16 protein-coding genes are annotated in these 15428 nt (G+C 58.5%); 11 read left to right on the forward strand and 5 right to left on the reverse strand.

All coding sequences use genetic code 11. From position 1 onward, the window contains the following. Nucleotides 1–135: 135 nt before the first annotated feature. The 3 genes from NR114_RS18545 (at nt 136) to NR114_RS18555 (ending at nt 2685) form a co-directional block, all read left to right on the forward strand. Entirely contained in the window at nt 136–894 is a 759-nt protein-coding gene (locus NR114_RS18545) for a response regulator transcription factor (RefSeq protein WP_129941574.1), read from the forward strand. Between the two features lie 102 nt (nt 895–996). Beyond that, complete coding sequence (locus tag NR114_RS18550) at nt 997–2298, forward strand: FAD-binding oxidoreductase (protein ID WP_044554061.1); 1302 nt, start codon at nt 997–999, stop codon at nt 2296–2298. A 21-nt stretch (nt 2299–2319) separates the two neighbouring features. Further along, on the forward strand, nt 2320–2685 hold the full coding sequence (locus NR114_RS18555; RefSeq protein ID WP_197821414.1) for a cupin domain-containing protein: 366 nt from the start codon (nt 2320–2322) through the stop codon (nt 2683–2685). Nucleotides 2686–2725: 40 nt separating this feature from the next. Here the strand turns inward: NR114_RS18555 and NR114_RS18560 are convergent, their stop codons facing one another. The 4 genes from NR114_RS18560 to NR114_RS18575 all read right to left on the reverse strand — a co-directional run bounded on the left by NR114_RS18560 (nt 2726) and on the right by NR114_RS18575 (nt 6705). After that, nucleotides 2726–3532 carry an alpha/beta hydrolase gene (locus NR114_RS18560; RefSeq protein WP_115060203.1) on the reverse strand — a complete coding sequence of 269 codons (807 nt, stop codon included), beginning with the start codon at nt 3530–3532 and terminating at the stop codon, nt 2726–2728. A gap of 86 nt (nt 3533–3618) precedes the next feature. Then, complete coding sequence (locus NR114_RS18565) at nt 3619–4731, reverse strand: class II histone deacetylase (protein ID WP_142816006.1); 1113 nt, start codon at nt 4729–4731, stop codon at nt 3619–3621. Nucleotides 4732–4744: 13 nt separating this feature from the next. Then, on the reverse strand, nt 4745–5917 hold the full coding sequence (locus tag NR114_RS18570) for an MFS transporter (protein ID WP_234529326.1): 1173 nt from the start codon (nt 5915–5917) through the stop codon (nt 4745–4747). A gap of 140 nt (nt 5918–6057) precedes the next feature. After that, a complete protein-coding gene (locus NR114_RS18575) occupies nt 6058–6705 on the reverse strand; it encodes a LuxR C-terminal-related transcriptional regulator (RefSeq protein ID WP_020825075.1) in 648 nt (215 codons plus the stop codon). A 565-nt stretch (nt 6706–7270) separates the two neighbouring features. On the opposite strand from NR114_RS18575, the gene NR114_RS18580 reads away from it, so the two are divergent. From NR114_RS18580 to NR114_RS18600, 5 genes are read left to right on the forward strand one after another with little or no spacing between them, the layout of a single operon-like run. Beyond that, entirely contained in the window at nt 7271–8764 is a 1494-nt protein-coding gene (locus NR114_RS18580) for an APC family permease (protein WP_044554068.1), read from the forward strand. After that, a complete protein-coding gene (locus NR114_RS18585) occupies nt 8739–9326 on the forward strand; it encodes a DUF3156 family protein (RefSeq protein WP_234529325.1) in 588 nt (195 codons plus the stop codon). Before NR114_RS18580 ends, NR114_RS18585 begins: the two co-directional genes overlap by 26 nt. After that, nucleotides 9319–10101: an SDR family NAD(P)-dependent oxidoreductase gene (locus NR114_RS18590; RefSeq protein WP_046374575.1), complete on the forward strand. Its 783-nt coding sequence runs from the start codon at nt 9319–9321 to the stop codon at nt 10099–10101. Before NR114_RS18585 ends, NR114_RS18590 begins: the two co-directional genes overlap by 8 nt. A 10-nt stretch (nt 10102–10111) precedes the next feature. After that, entirely contained in the window at nt 10112–10909 is a 798-nt protein-coding gene (locus NR114_RS18595) for a molybdenum cofactor biosynthesis F family protein (protein WP_020825079.1), read from the forward strand. A 4-nt stretch (nt 10910–10913) separates the two neighbouring features. Continuing rightward, entirely contained in the window at nt 10914–11705 is a 792-nt protein-coding gene (locus tag NR114_RS18600; RefSeq protein ID WP_128865546.1) for an SDR family oxidoreductase, read from the forward strand. Nucleotides 11706–11757: 52 nt separating this feature from the next. Here the strand turns inward: NR114_RS18600 and hpaR are convergent, their stop codons facing one another. Beyond that, the gene (hpaR, locus tag NR114_RS18605) at nt 11758–12210 is read right to left on the reverse strand and encodes a homoprotocatechuate degradation operon regulator HpaR (RefSeq protein ID WP_041415197.1); all 453 of its coding nucleotides are present in this window, start codon (nt 12208–12210) and stop codon (nt 11758–11760) included. Between the two features lie 359 nt (nt 12211–12569). On the opposite strand from hpaR, the gene NR114_RS18610 reads away from it, so the two are divergent. From NR114_RS18610 to hpaE, 3 genes are read left to right on the forward strand one after another with little or no spacing between them, the layout of a single operon-like run. Next, nucleotides 12570–13202, forward strand: coding sequence for a fumarylacetoacetate hydrolase family protein (locus NR114_RS18610; RefSeq protein ID WP_046374572.1), 633 nt, complete (start codon nt 12570–12572; stop codon nt 13200–13202). Next, nucleotides 13199–13963, forward strand: a complete 765-nt coding sequence (locus NR114_RS18615; protein ID WP_234530354.1) for a fumarylacetoacetate hydrolase family protein — start codon at nt 13199–13201, stop codon at nt 13961–13963. The genes NR114_RS18610 and NR114_RS18615 overlap by 4 nt, the downstream gene beginning before the upstream one ends. Continuing rightward, nucleotides 13960–15414 carry a 5-carboxymethyl-2-hydroxymuconate semialdehyde dehydrogenase gene (gene hpaE, locus NR114_RS18620; protein ID WP_020825084.1) on the forward strand — a complete coding sequence of 485 codons (1455 nt, stop codon included), beginning with the start codon at nt 13960–13962 and terminating at the stop codon, nt 15412–15414. Before NR114_RS18615 ends, hpaE begins: the two co-directional genes overlap by 4 nt. The last annotated feature ends 14 nt before the right edge of the window (nt 15415–15428 follow it).

Below are 15428 nucleotides of genomic sequence, written 5' to 3' on the forward strand. Positions count from 1 at the left end.
CGAAGGTGTGATTTGTTTAACATGTAAACGATTCTGCTGTTGCATTTGGCGCTATTGAGTGTTTTCTATAACAAACAGGCCACGGCGTAGCCGGAATAAAGTGATTGTTAATTTATTAATGATGGCGGGGCGAAGATGAATATTCAGGTGGAACGGTTATCCGCAGTGATAGACGCAGTCGCAACCCAAGGTTTCTATCCCAACCTGTTGGCCTGGCTGGAAGGGTTCTTCGCCTTTGATAGCGCCATTGTTTACGCGTTTGAACGCGGCCAGGCGCCACGTTGCCTGATCAAAACCGAGCGAGAAAACAGTGACGCGGTCAATCAACTCTATCAACAGGGCGCTTACCTGCAGGATCCGTTTTACCAGGCGCTGAATGATGGCGGCGGCGGCGAGGTGCTGACCCTGCGCCAGTTGGCTCCCTGCGGCTTCTACCATACTGATTATTACCGTAACTTTTACCGCAAAACCGGCTGGCATGATGAAGCCGGGGTGCTGCTGCCCCTGACGTCGGAACGCGGGTTGGGGGTGTTTTTCGGCTCGGCGCGCCAGTCGGTGGGGGTGCGCTATCCGCAGTTGGCTGAGTTGCGTGATGCGCTGACGCTGCTCAAGAGCGTCGCGCGGCTGCATGGCGAAGTGGTCGTCGCCCCGGCAGAGCCAGAAAGGGTGACGGATCATGCGGTGCAGGCACGTTATCTGTTGACGCCGCGCGAGCGCGAAATAGTGGATCTGATCCTGGACGGCTGCAGCTCGCAGCAAATCGCCGATCGGCTGTTCATCAGCCTGGGAACGGTGAAAAACCACCGCAAGAACATCTACAGCAAGCTGGCGATCGGTTCGCAGGCCGAACTGTTCAATCTGCTGTTGGCCACCCCGCTGCGCCGCAGCGCCTGAGTGTTAATTATTTGTTGCGAATGTCCCTAAAGGGACATGGCGACGTCGCGCCCACCTCCTGATAATCCGATGTTATGGCATAGGGTCTTCGGGAGTGCGACAGTGAACAATAATATCGAATCGTTAACCTACTACGCGGCAACCAAAAAATACGATCTGCGCTTTCCGACGCTGGAAGAAGATCTGGACGTTGACGTGGTGATCATCGGCGGTGGTTTCTCCGGCATCAATACCGCCCTGGAGTTGGCTGAGCGCGGCATCACCAATATCGCCATACTCGAAGGGCGCTACCTGGGCTACGGCGGCACCGGCCGCAACGGCGGGCAGGTGATGGCCGGTATCGGTCACGATCTGGAAAAAATCAAACGCCACGTCGGCCCCTCCGGGCTGGAAACCATCTTCAAAATCAGCAACCTCGGCGCTGGGATTATTCGTGAGCGCATCAAGAAGTACGAGATTGATGCCGATTTCTGTTTTGGCTACGGCTACCTCGGCAGCAATGCACGCCAGGAGAAAACCCTGCGCAGCTGGCTGAAGGAATTCAAGGCGGTATCGCCGGATGAAGAGATTGAACTCTACACCGGCGCAGAGGTGAAACAGGTCGTGGGGTCAGATGCCTATACCTGCGCATTGAAACATATGGGCGGCGGCCACGTGCATTCGCTCAACCTGCTGTTGGGCGAGGCGAAGGCGCTCAGCGGCTACGGCGTAAAAATCTTCGAAAACAGCAGCGTGCTGGGCGTGGAATACGGTTCGCGCATCAAAGTGCGCACCGCCATGGGCTCAGTACGTGCCAACAAGATGCTGTGGGCGTGCAACGGTTTCCTCAACGGCATGGAGCCGTTCATCTACAACAAAACCATCAATACCTACGCGTTCCAACTGGCGACCGAACCCTTGCCTGAAGAACTGATCCGCCAGATCAGCCCGATCCGCGGTGCCTACAGCGATATCCGCCCGGTGATCGATTATTACCGGGTGACCAATGAAAACCGGCTGCTGTTTGGCAGCGCCACCCGCTTGATCGAATACATCCCGTCGGATCTTAAGGCCTGGAACCGCAACCTGATGCTGAAAGTGTTCCCGTACCTGCATGACGTGAAGATCGACCTGGCCTGGGGCGGGCCGCTGTGTTGCAGCGCCAACCTGTTCCCGCAGATCGGCACCTTGCCGCAGCATGACAACGTGTTTTATGTGCAGGGCTATTCCGGCTTTGGCGTAACGCCGAGTCATATCGTTTGCAAAGTGTTGGCAGAGGGCATGAGCGAAGGATCGGATCGTTACGATCTGATGAGTTCGATTCCGCACGTCAATATCTTCGGTAAAGACAAGCTGCGACGGGTAATGACCACCGCCGGCAAGGTTTGGCACCAGACGTCCGGCTACTGGAAAGGTCGTCGCTAATTTTTATCACAGGAGAGAAACATGAAACCATTACTGCTTAAGCAACCGCTGCCTGAACTGTTGGACATTGGCAGCGTCAGCAACCTGGGCGCCACGGTGATCGCCGGTGAGCCAAACGTCGGGGTGGCGAGCCTTTTCGGTGAGCCGACCGATAACCTGAACTGCGGTGTTTTCAGCTGCACGCGCGGCACCTTTGCAATGGAGTATCCGTTCTCCGAACACGCCACGGTGTGGGAGGGTAGCGCGACGCTGACCGACGAAAAGACCGGTAAATCCGTGCAGTATCAGGCCGGGGATTCGTGGTTTGTCGAAAAAGGCACCCCGGTACGCTGGGAGATCACCTCGGATCGTTTTGTAAAACATTACCTGGCGATCGTTGAAGGCTGATCGTGAACTGGCCCCTCTCCGCCGGGAGAGGGGCATTCAGCTATCCCAGCACCCGTTCGATAAAGTCGGTGATCCGCCTTAATATCTGATCCTTGTTGGTTTCGTTAAAACTCTCGTGTCGCCCGCCTGGATTGACCATCGCTTCGAAATCGCTGCCCTTGAGCCGATCGATCGCGGTTTGCGATTCCGCCATTAACACCAGCCTGTCGTCATCACCATGTATCCACAGCGTAGGCAGCGTGCCGAAGCCCGGGCCGGCGTTGATTTTTGCCAGGATCTGCTGCATCGCCCGCAGCGTCGGGCGTTTGAACGGCCCGTGCCACACCAGCGGGTCGGCCTGATAGGCTTCCCCCACCGACGGATCACGCGACAGGGTGGCAGTATCGAGCGGCGTGTCTGGGATCTCTGGCAGAGTAAGCAAATCCGAAATCAGGGTTCTTTCGCCAATCAAGGGGCCGGAAAGCACCAGCGCACGCACGTCATCGCCATAACGTTGAACGTAGCGGGTGGCAATCATCCCACCCATGGAATGGCCGATAACCACCAGGGGGACGCCAGGATGCAGCCGCTGAAAATGCTCCGTTACGCGTCGAACGTCGTCGACCACGGCGTCATAATCTTCAATCAATACGCGTTCGCCCTGCGAAAGCCCATGGCCGAGATGATCGGGGCCGAACACCCGCGCACCCTGCGCTTCCAGCGTACGCGCGACGTACTGATAACGGCCGAGATGCTCGCCGTAACCGTGCACCAGCAGCGCCAGAAAACGCGGTCGGTCATGGCCCCAGTCATGCACGGCAATATCGCCATGCCCACCTTTGATAAAGCTGATCTTCTGTTCAGACATCGTATTTTCTCATCGGAAAGGTCATATTCAGCGTAGCGGCAAAGCGGAGAATGGGTAGGGGCACTGCGTGCGGTGCCCCAGGATATTTAGCGAATGAAGTGCTGTGCCAGCGCATCGATAGCCTGGCGTTGGAACAGATTGAAGGCGTCTCGCGGCTGCTGTTGGCGGATGAATGCCAACAGCGGATCTTCGACCTCGGTGCGAATACCGCTAAGCTGTTCCATCACCGCCAGCCCGCAGAAGGGCACGTAGGACTCGGCATAACCGCCCTCATGCACCATCACCAGCTTTCCATCGCAGAGGCGGTCGGCGGCGTCCTGCACCAGGGCCGTCATGCTGCGGAAACTGTCGCTGTGCAACTGCATGCGCGCCAGCGGGTCGAGGGCATTGGCATCGTAGCCGCAGGCGACAATGATCAGCTCGGGTTCGAAGCGCTCGAGTGCCGGGATCACTATCTGTCGCATGGCATACAGATAGCCGTCGTCACCGGCGCCCGCCAGCAGCGGAACATTGATGTTAAAGCCTTCTCCCGCCCCGGCACCGCGGTCCTGTTCACCGGAGTAGCCCGCCGGGAAGCAGCCGTCCTGATGCAGCGACATCGTCAGTACGTCGTCACGTTGCCAATAGATATGCTGCGTACCATTGCCGTGATGCACGTCCCAATCGAGCACCGCCACTTTGCCTAATCCGTATTTGGCCCTGGCCCGCTCGATGGCGATCGGGATATTGGCCAGAAAGCAGAACCCCATCGATTGATCCGGCAGGCAATGGTGGCCCGGTGGGCGCGACAACGCATAGGCGTTATCCAGGTGGCCCTGCAGCACCGCTTCGACCGCCGCGCAGGCCAGCCCGGCGGACAGTTTGGCTATCTCGTAGCTGCCCGGCCCCAAAGGTGCTTCCTCACCCAGCATGCCGCCGCCGTTATCACTTAGCTGTTTGAAACGTTGCAGATAGTCGGCGGGATGAATGCGTAACAGGTCTTCTTCCGTCGCCATGTCGGCACTTAGCAGCTGGATCTGTCGCGACAGGCCGGACACGTCCATCAGGTTTTTCATCCGCCGTTTGGTTTCCGGCGATTCGGCATGGCCCGCCCCTGAAGGCGGTTGCACCCAGCCACCGACCGGCAGCGTGGTGGCATGCAGGCCGGTGCTGTGCCAGAAACAGCGTTCATCAAACAAGAAACCGGTTTTTCTTTTCACCTTATTACTCCTGTTAAATGGCGCGTTGAACGCGCGGTGAAGCTAGCGAAATCAGCAGCAGCGACAGCAGCGCACTGCCCAGCGCCCCGACCAGCAGCCTGTCGAAACCGCCTGAAGACTCAATCCAATAACCGGCCAGCGTTGGGCCGATCGCCATGCCGCCGCCAATCACCAGATTGATGTTGTTCATCAGCTTGCCGTTGTTATCCAGCCCGGCGACGCGGGCCAGGATAAACGGCAGCACAAAGGTCCAGGTAAACTTGAACAGCACCGCCGCCAGCGCAAAGCGCAGCAGCTGCGGCGTGTGGAACAGCAGCGCAATGCCGGCGAGCAACAAGCCGTAACTTAGCCAGATCAGCCCATTGCCGCCTCGCCTGGCGTTGATGAACGCCGCACCGCCGGCGCCAGCGATGCCAAACAGCGTGGCGGCCGCCAGCACCTGGCCGCTGCTGACCGGCGAAAGGCCGGCCGCGTGGGCGATACTGCCGATAAAGGTCCAGACTGCGCTCAGGCTGATATAAAAGGTCAGCACCGCCAGGACGGCGAAGACTTTACGCAGCCATGGCGTTGCCGTGGTATGGGCGGTGGATTGCGCAGGGTGAAAGCCGCTGGGAAAGGCGGAAAGCAGCGGCAGGCAGCACAGCATGATGGCCGCCAGGATCAGGTATACCGCCATCAGGCCAAAATGGGCGAACAGCAAGGGCAGCACCAGCAGCCCAACGGCGCCAAGCACCAGCTGGCCCAGCACCCACAACGCGTAAACCCGGCTGGGGTTGGCGGTGCCACCGGCACAGGTGATACACAGGATCATCAGCGTGCCGCCCGCCAAAGAGGCGATGAAACGCAGCCCCAGCAGCAGGTGAAAATCACTGACCAGTGCCGACGCCAAATTGCCGACGATAAACACCCCCGCAGCCAGGGTTGCCACCCGGCGCCAGTTAACGCGGCTGATCCACCACCAGGCGGGCAGGGTGGCGAGGCTCATGGCCCCCAGCTCGGTGGAAAACAGATGGCCGATTTGCGCGGGGGTGAGCGACCATTGGCTGGCCAGTTGCGCGGCAACCGCCGGGGCGGTCATCAGGATGCCCGGTGCAATGGCGGCAAAGATGATGATGGCGGTCAGCAGCCGCGGCGGGCAGGGGAGAGCCGCCCCGGCAGCGGGTACAGAAACGGAATCACTGGACATAATAATTATCCCCGCAGGTTAAGCCTGAGTCAGATATAACCGCGTTGCCGTATTCTGGGCAGGCGGAAACCGCGCCATGAATGGCGAATAATTAACGAACTTATTTTCTTCACTATAAGCCGATGTTATGGCTCTATTTATTAGCCGTGGGCAATAAAGCTACTGGCCACCAATTCGGTACGGTTGACCACTTCAGTTTTGGCAAAAATATTGCGCATATGGGTTTTTACCGTTGAAAGCGAAATACCCAGCTTCAACGCTATGCGTTTATTACTGGCGCCTTCACGCACCATATTGACGATCTCCTGCTCTTTGGCGGTGAGCAGGCGGGCTTCCCCGTCGGGCAACAGGTCGCGGGTCGCCAGTTCGATCAGCGGCATCACCGCCCGCAGGCGACCGCGTTCCAGTTCGGTAAACGGCGTATCGCGGATCAAGGACACCCCGGCAACGATGCGTTTACGCTGCCGGATAAAGATCTCCGTCATGTCGCGCATATCATTGGGCAGCATAAAGTCATGATAGTAATGGCGGTTATTGGCGATTGCCGCCGGGCTCATGCCGACCATATTGATGTCCTGCTGGTGAAAGTTGGCCGGCTTGAGCGGATCGATCTGCTGGAAATGGTTCAAGTACTGCTGGTGGGTTTTATCGGAGATGCCGTGCAAAATATAGTGGTCTGGCCGCAGGTCTTGGTTAACCAAATAAAACACCCCTGCGGACACCGGGATCAGGTGCGCAATGGTGGTCAAACAGCTGTTGATAAAGGCATCGGACGATGTTATGTGCATGATTCATTTCCTCCCTTTATCGTTCGGTCTGGAATATTCGGTCAATATGTGAACGATACAAGCATAGTGATAGCAATTGTGCAACACAATAAATACATATTAACAACGTGAGCCTGATTGCAATAAAACACATAAATAACAAGGCAACGAAGAAGCCTCGGCAGCGACAGTGCCGCACGAGTGTCGATATTTTATTAATATATTAACGAATGACCTATGGCCTTCCTGCTGAATTTACAGCAATTTCCCCCTCGGCGTGGTGACCCCCTGCGATATCACCGGCCAGTCTCGCCGCTGATGCCGCTCCCCGCGGCTCGTTCTTAAGAACGATAGACAGCCTTAATCCCGTTTGTTCTCTCTGTGAAAACCTTTTCCTGCCAACGAAAACCATAACGGTTGATTGGGCACCAAAGGTAAGACGAAAAAGCTATGGTTTGGCCTCGTCCTTAAGGACGATAGTCAGCATTTTCTTTTCCTCTCTATAGTGATATTGCCGCCACTGGCGACGAAACACCTGCAAAAACACCATCAGGGCCAAACGATAAAACTATAAGAGGACATAACCATGAACCTGTCGTCGCGGCTTCATGCCCATCTTGAGCGGGGCAAGGTCGGATTCCCCACCACGCTGGCCAGCTCGGTCGGGGTGATTATGGCCAGCCCGGTGATCCTCACCGTGACCAGCGGTTTCGGCATCGGCGGCGATACCTTCGCGCTGGCGATGCTGATCGCCTTTATCATGATGCAGGCCCAGCTCACCACCTTCTCGGAAGCGGCGGCGATCTTGCCGACCTCCGGATCGGTGTATGACTATATCGCCTGTGGTATGGGACGCTTTTTTGCCATTACCGGCGCGCTGTCGGCCTACCTGATCGTGCATATCTTTGCCGGGACCGCCGAAACCATTCTCTCCGGCATTATGGCGCTGGTGAATTTTGAGCACCTTAATACCCTGATGGAAACCCACAATGCTTCCTGGATGGTGGGGGTGGGGTTGGTCATCGTGTTCGGTGCACTCAACGCCTTCGGCATCGAGGCCTTCGGTAAAGCGGAGATCGTGCTGACCTTCGCCATGTGGAGCACCCTGGTGATATTTGGCATTACCGGGCTGCTTTCGCCGCATGCGGTACCGCTGGAAGGCTGGTTCGGCAGCACGCTGAGCCTGAGCGATCCCTTTGCGGTATTCAGCCTGATCGGCATGGCGATGTTTATGTTCGTCGGTTGTGAGCTGGTCACGCCGATGGCACCGGAGATCAAACGCTCCGCCAGCGTGATCCCACGGGCGATGTCGCTGGGGCTGTGTGGCGTGGCGGTGTGCATGGCGTTGTACGGCGCGGCGCTCAGCCATCAGGTGGAAAACGTGGTGGTGGACGCCGCCAACGGCGTTCATCTGCTGGATACGCCGATGGCGATCCCGGCTTTTGCCGGTCAGGTGATGGGCGAGTTCGGCAAATACTGGTTGGGTATCGGGCTGCTGCTGGCCGGGGCGGCGACCATCAACACGCTGATGGCGGCGGTGCCGCGTATTCTCTACGGCATGGCGCTGGACGGGGCATTGCCACGTATCTTCGCCTATCTGCACCCTCGTTTTAAAACCCCGGTGGTGGGTATTCTGGTCGCGGTATTGATCCCCTGCGTGCATGCCTTCGCCATTCAGGGCAATCTCGACCGTATTATTCCGCTGGTGCTGGCGGCGGTGTGCGCCTGGGGCGTGGCCTACCTGCTGGTCACCTGCTCGGTGGTGATCCTGCGTATTCGCCGCCCGGATCTGCCACGCGCTTACAAATCTCCCTGGTTCCCGCTGCCGCAAATTGTCTCCAGCGTGGGCATCGTGCTGGCGATTATCTATATCACCCCGCCGGGCATGGATCCGCGTGCCGTCTATATCCCGTTCAGCATCATGATTGGCCTGACTGCCGCCTATGCGCTGTTCTGGACCCTGTGCGTGCAAAAGGTCAATCCGTTTAAACCGGTGCCGGTCGAACAGGTACTGGAAACGGCCTTTGCCAAAGCGGAAAGCGAGGAGGCGCAGTTTGATCGGCTTACTTCCCTCACTTAATCGCTACTGGCAGCGCTCCCCGGCGGGCTACCAGCCGGGCGTCACCCTCAGCCGGCTGGCGAACAATCTGCAGCCCTATGCCTGCGAGCGCCTTTCGCCCTGCCTGCTGCGCCTGACCTTGCCGCAGGGGCCGGTTATCGACATTAGCGAACAGGTCAGCGCGCTGTTTATGGCGCATATCGTTAGTCAGCGTTTCAGCTTGCAGGGGGCGTGCTCGCAGAAGGAGCCGCTGACGCTACGCATTAACGCCGGCGGTTGGTTGCGGCGACGCGGCGTGGTTTATCGCGCGACCCGGGATGGTGCCGTAGCGCAGCGAATGATTGCCGCTCTGCGGCGCTATCCGCAGATTGCCGAAACGCTGGAGCAGCTGGATTTTCGGCGTATCCAACTGACGGTCGCGGCCGGTCATTGGCGGCTGGAGATCGAACATTTCGCCGCTTCGGAAGTGGTCAGCCGTTTGCCTGCCGGTCGCCGCTATCTGCGGCTGGAACCGGAGCAGCGGCGCTTGCTGCTGAGCAGCCTGCTGATGATCGGCCAATTGATGGAGAAACTGGATGAGTAGAGTGGTGGTGATTACCGGCGGCGGCACCGGCGTGGGGGCTGCGTGCGCCAGGCTGCTGGCGAGCAGAGGCGATCGGGTCTTTATCATCGGCCGCCGCCGTGAACCTCTGATGGCGCTGGCGGACGACATTGGCGCGCAGGCATTGGTGGGAGATGCGGCCAGCGGTGAATGCTGGCAAAGCCAGCTGTTGCCGGCCATTTTGCAGCAGGCCGGGCGCATTGATTGCCTGATCTGCAGCGCCGGCGGGATGGGGCTGGGGCGCATTACCGAAATGAACGATGACCAGTGGCGTCAGGCGCTGGACAGCAACCTCAACAGTGCTTTTGCCAGCGCCCGCGCCTGCCTGCCTGAGCTGGTGAAAACCGGCGGCAACCTGCTGTTTGTCGCCTCTATCGCTTCGCTGGCCGCCGGGCCGGAGGTGTGCGGCTACGTGACCGCCAAACATGCGCTGATTGGGCTGATGCGTTCCATCGCTCGTGACTACGGCCCGCTGGGCGTGCGTGCCAACGCGGTGTGTCCCGGTTGGGTCACTACGCCGATGGCGGATGAAGAGATGCAGCCGCTGATGGCTGAGTACCACCTTACGCTGGAGCAGGCTTACCAACGGGTATGCCGCGACGTGCCGCTGCGTCGCCCGGCCAGCGCCGAAGAGATCGCCGCTATCTGCCGTTTTCTCTGTTCGGAGGACGCGTCGATCATTACCGGTGCGGCGCTGGTGGCCGACGGCGGCTCCACCATTGTCGACGTACCGACATTGGCTTTTACTTCCCTTTAAGGAGCATCAAATGAGTACAGAAGCGGTATTTATTCAGGTTGGCGCACTGGCGGAAGGCTTTGCGCCGCACAGCAATACGCTGGAACAGCAGCATGGGTTGAGCGGTAACACGCTGACATTACGTTTTGCCGACGGTGAAATGCTGAGTTGTCACTTTGTCGATGAGCAGACGCTGAGTTGGGGGGAGTACAGGGGCATCGCTTATCGCGCCACCAGCATTCGCCCCGGCATTCTGTTTATCGATTTTCTCGATCCCGCACAGGAGAACGCCAGCATCACGCTGGTGTGCGATCGCAACCAGGGTAATTTCACGGCGGTGTATGGCCAGTTGCCGGATGAGGAACAAGCCCGTCTGGACGCCTTCAGCCGGGTTGAGCAAGGGTTGCCGCTGACGGCGGTCAACGTTGAATTCCACTTTGGCACGCTGGATAACGCCGATGTTGCACCGCCAGAGTTCACCGACGAGCTGATTGGCATGCGTAACATGTATACCTACAGCCCGACCGAGCGTTACGAACACATTTATCTGAACGACAATTTCTACGCCTGGCAGTGCCTGGACGGCGTGGAGAAAGGGCTGGCGGATGTCGATCGCTGCCACTACGTGAAGGTGGCCGAACAGCTGTACCTGTTTGTCTGGCGAGAGAAGATTGTGCCGACGTTGGGCGTGGTCATGATCGATCTGCAAGGCATGCGCACCGACGGCAAGATCCTCGGCTATCAGGGCAGTGATTTCAGCGCGCTGAGCAATTTTGCGGTAGGCGCCCATGCGCAGGTGCTGAACACCACCCACCATCCACGGGGATAGTCCGATGAATGCAACCTATGCGGCTGATGCGTTCAAGGGGCAGGTGGTACTGGTGACGGGCGGTGCGCAGGGCATCGGGCTGGCGATCGTCAGTGCCTTTGCTCAGTTGGGCGCGACGGTGGTGATGGCGGATCTGCAGCTGCAAAAAGCGCAGGATGCCGCCGAGACGCTGCAACAGCAGGGCGGGCAGGTCCAGGCGATGGCCTGCGATCTGGCCGATCCGGGGCAGATTGCCGAACTGGTTGCAGCGGTGGGGCAGCAGCATCAGCGGCTGGACGTGGTGATCCATAACGCGGCTTACTTCCCGCTGACGCCCTTTGCCGAGATTGACGCTGTGTTATTGCAACGCACGCTGAGCGTTAATCTGATGGCGCCGTTCTTTCTGGCGCAGGCGGCTTTACCCTGGATGCAACGTCAGGGCGGGGGCTGCATTTTGGTGACGTCGTCGGTGACCGGGCCACGGGTCGCCTATCCGGGGTTGGCGCACTACGCCGCTTCAAAGGCCGGAGTAAACGGGTTTATTCGCGCGGCGGCGCTGGAACTGGCGGCGGCTGGCGTCAGGGTCAACGGTGTGGAGCCGGGAATGATTCGCACGCCGGCGATGGCCAATCTGGGGGGCGCGGCGGTCAATCAGGCGATTGCGGCCGCAGTGCCGCTCGGGCGATTGGGGGAGCCGGAAGACATCGCGGCGGCGATGGTGTTTCTCGCCTCACCGGCGGCCGCCTATATGACCGGCCAAACGCTGGTGGTGGACGGCGGCGCGTTACTCCCCGAGGCTCATCCTGTTCTTTCTTGACGTTGCAGCCTGGCTGCAACGCCAATTAATCAGAGGATGATAATCGGAAGGATCATTTCTTTGTGGGATGAGCGGTCACGTTGGCGGGCAGTTTATCCCCCAGGGTGATCAGTTCGTCCAGTAAGGTCATCAACTGGTCCATTTTCTGCTGTGAAAATGCGGCTTCGATTTCAGCGTACCCCTGTTCTACCTGGTGGCGCGCCACTTCATACAGCTCCTGACCCTGCTGGGTGAGAGACACGTACAGCTTGCGCTGATCGTTAACCGGTTTCAGGCGGAAAATCAGCTTATCGCGTTCCATGCGCGACAAAATGCCGGTCAGGCTGGGGCGCAGGATGCAGGTTTCTGCTGCCAATTCGTGGAATTCGATCGAACGACTATTGGCCAAAACGCGAATGATGCGCCATTGCTGTTCGGTCAGGTTATGGCTTTTCAGGATCGGGCGAAAAAAGCCCATGGCGGTTTCACGCGCTTGCAGCAGGGCAATGGTTAAGGACTCATGCATAGATTTGGCCTTGGCTATAAAGGTGTTCGTCATTCAGGCATTTACCGTTGTGGCTCAGCAGGTGGCCGTGCGGACACTGCAATACCCCTATCGGTAAATCCTGATTTTATTAATAACTTAATAGTAGCCAAGTTTACCCCGATGGATAAAGCGAAAACGCATCCGCAGCGGTAAAAATCACCTAAAAATGATTAATTCGTTGAATAATCACGCCAATGTTCATGGGTTGTGAATATTTTGTTATCACGATCACAAATCAATCCACCGGCGTTGCGTAAAAGCTGAACAGCGTATAAAAGTATTCATTAACATATTAATGAATGCTGAATTGCCCTGTTGTGTCATTGAAAGGAGTTTGCATGAAAGGCACCGTATTTTCCGTCGCGTTGAATCACCGCAGCCAGATAGACGCTTGGGATCAGGCGTTTCATCAGCCGCCGTATAAAACCCCGCCGAAGACCCCGGTGTGGTTTATCAAACCGCGCAATACCCACCTCGCCAACGGCGGGGCGATCCCGTTTCCTGCCGGTGAGCAAGTGCAAAGCGGCGCCACGCTGGCGGTAGTGATTGGCAACACCGCCCGTAAGGTGCCGGCCGAACGGGTCGCCGACTATCTGGCCGGTTATGCGCTGGCCAACGACATCAGCCTGCCGGAAAGCAGCTTCTACCGCCCGGCGATCAAAGCGAAATGCCGCGACGGTTTTTGCCCGTTGGGGGAGATCGGTTCATTGGTGACCACCGATGCGGTGGAGATCATCACCGAAATCAACGGGGTAGAGCAGGATCGCTGGTCGACGGCCGATTTGGTGCGTTCGGTGCCGGAACTGATCGCCGCCATCAGCGATTTTATTACCCTGCAGCCGGGCGACGCAGTGCTGATCGGCACGCCACACCAGCGGGTGGAGATCAAACCTGGAGATGAAGTGAGGGTGCGTGCCGCCGGTTTGCCGACCCTGACCAACCGCGTAGTGCAGGCAGGAGAAACCGCATGAGACACGCCCGTATTCGCCATCATGGCCAAATTGTTAATGTCAGCGTCGACGAGCAACTGCGCGTGACGTTGCCGAACGGCACGGTGTTGCCAGAGCAGGACGTCGAGTGGTTGCCACCGGCGCAGGGCACGGTGTTTGCCCTGGGGCTGAACTATGCCGATCACGCCAGCGAGCTGGAATTCAAGGCCCCGGAAGAGCCGCTGGTGTTCCTCAAGGCGCCGAACACCCTGACCGGCCATCGGCAGGTTTCGGTACGTCCGGCCAACGTCGACTATATGCACTACGAAGCCGAGCTGGTGGCGGTGATCGGCAAGACGGCGCGTAACGTCAGCCGCGAAGATGCGATGGCGTACGTGGCGGGCTACACGCTGTGCAATGACTACGCCATTCGCGACTATCTGGAAAACTATTACCGCCCGAATCTGCGGGTGAAAAGCCGCGATATCCTGACGCCGATTGGGCCGTACATCGTCGATCGTGACGATATCGCCGATCCGCACCGTCTGGCACTCAGCACCTACGTCAACGGCGAGCTGCGCCAGCGCGGCAGCACCGCCGACATGATTTTCGATATCCCCTACCTGATCAGTTACCTGAGTGAATTTATGACGCTGCAGCCGGGCGACATGATCGCCACCGGTACGCCGAAAGGGCTGGCCGACGTGCAGCCGGGCGATGAAGTGGTGGTGGAGATTGAGGGCATCGGCCGCCTGGTTAACCACATCATCAGTGAAAAAGATTACGAGGAAAGCCTGCGATGAAAACCATCAACCATTGGATTAACGGTAAAAACGTAGCCAGCAAAGAGTATTTCACTACCACCAACCCGGCCAACGGCGAGGTGCTGGCAGAGGTCGCTTCCGGCGGGCAGTTGGAGATCGATCAGGCGGTGGCTGCCGCCAAGGCTGCGTTCCCGAAATGGGCCAATACGCCAATGAAAGAGCGTGCTCGCCTGATGCGTCGTCTGGGCGAGCTGATTGACGAAAACGTGCCGCAGATTGCCGAGATGGAAACCGCCGACACCGGTCTGCCGATCCACCAAACCAAAAACGTGCTGATCCCGCGCGCTTCTCACAACTTCGAGTTCTTTGCCGAGATCTGCCAGCAGATGAACGGCCGCACCTATCCGGTGGACGACAAGATGCTCAACTACACGCTGATCCAGCCGGTGGGGGTGTGTGCGCTGGTGTCACCGTGGAACGTGCCTTTCATGACCGCAACCTGGAAGACCGCGCCTTGCCTGGCGCTGGGCAATACCGCGGTGCTGAAAATGTCCGAGCTGTCGCCGCTGACCGCCGATCGCCTGGGCGAACTGGCGCTGGAAGCCGGCATTCCGGCCGGGGTACTCAACGTGGTGCAGGGTTACGGCGCCACCGCCGGGGATGCGCTGGTGCGTCATAAGGACGTGCGTGCAGTGTCCTTTACCGGCGGCACCGCCACCGGACGCCGGATCATTGAAAGCGCGGGCTTGAAGAAGTTTTCCATGGAGCTGGGCGGGAAATCGCCGGTACTGATTTTCGAAGATGCCGACATCGAACGTGCGCTGGACGCCGCGCTGTTCACCATTTTCTCGATCAACGGTGAACGCTGCACCGCCGGTTCGCGCATCTTTATTCAAGAGAGCATTTACCCGGAATTCGTCAAACGTTTTGCCGAGCGCGCCAACCGCCTGCGCGTAGGCGATCCGCAGGATCCCAACACGCAGGTTGGGGCGTTGATCAGCCAGCAGCACTGGGAAAAAGTGTCCGGCTATATCCGCCTCGGGCTGGAAGAAGGCGCCACCCTGTTGGCCGGTGGCCCGGACAAACCGGCTGGTCTGAGCCACGGCAACTTCCTGCGCCCAACGGTGCTGGCGGATGTCGACAATCGGATGCGCATCGCGCAGGAGGAGATTTTCGGGCCAGTGGCCTGCCTGCTGCCGTTCAAATCGGAAGAAGACGGTCTGCGCATGGCCAACGACGTGGAGTACGGCCTGGCGTCGTACATCTGGACGCAGGATGTGAGCAAGGTGCTGCGCCTGGCCCGCAATATTGAAGCGGGGATGGTTTTCGTCAATACCCAAAACGTACGCGATCTGCGCCAGCCGTTTGGCGGCGTGAAATCTTCCGGCACCGGCCGCGAGGGCGGGGAATACAGCTTTGAAGTGTTCGCCGAGATGAAGAACGTGTGCATTTCCATGGGTGACCACCCGATCCCGCGCTGGGGCGTTTAAGCCTCAAACCATAA

It is taken from the genome of Serratia sp. Ser99 (assembly GCF_024519545.1).
GTDB lineage: Bacteria > Pseudomonadota > Gammaproteobacteria > Enterobacterales > Enterobacteriaceae > Serratia > Serratia liquefaciens.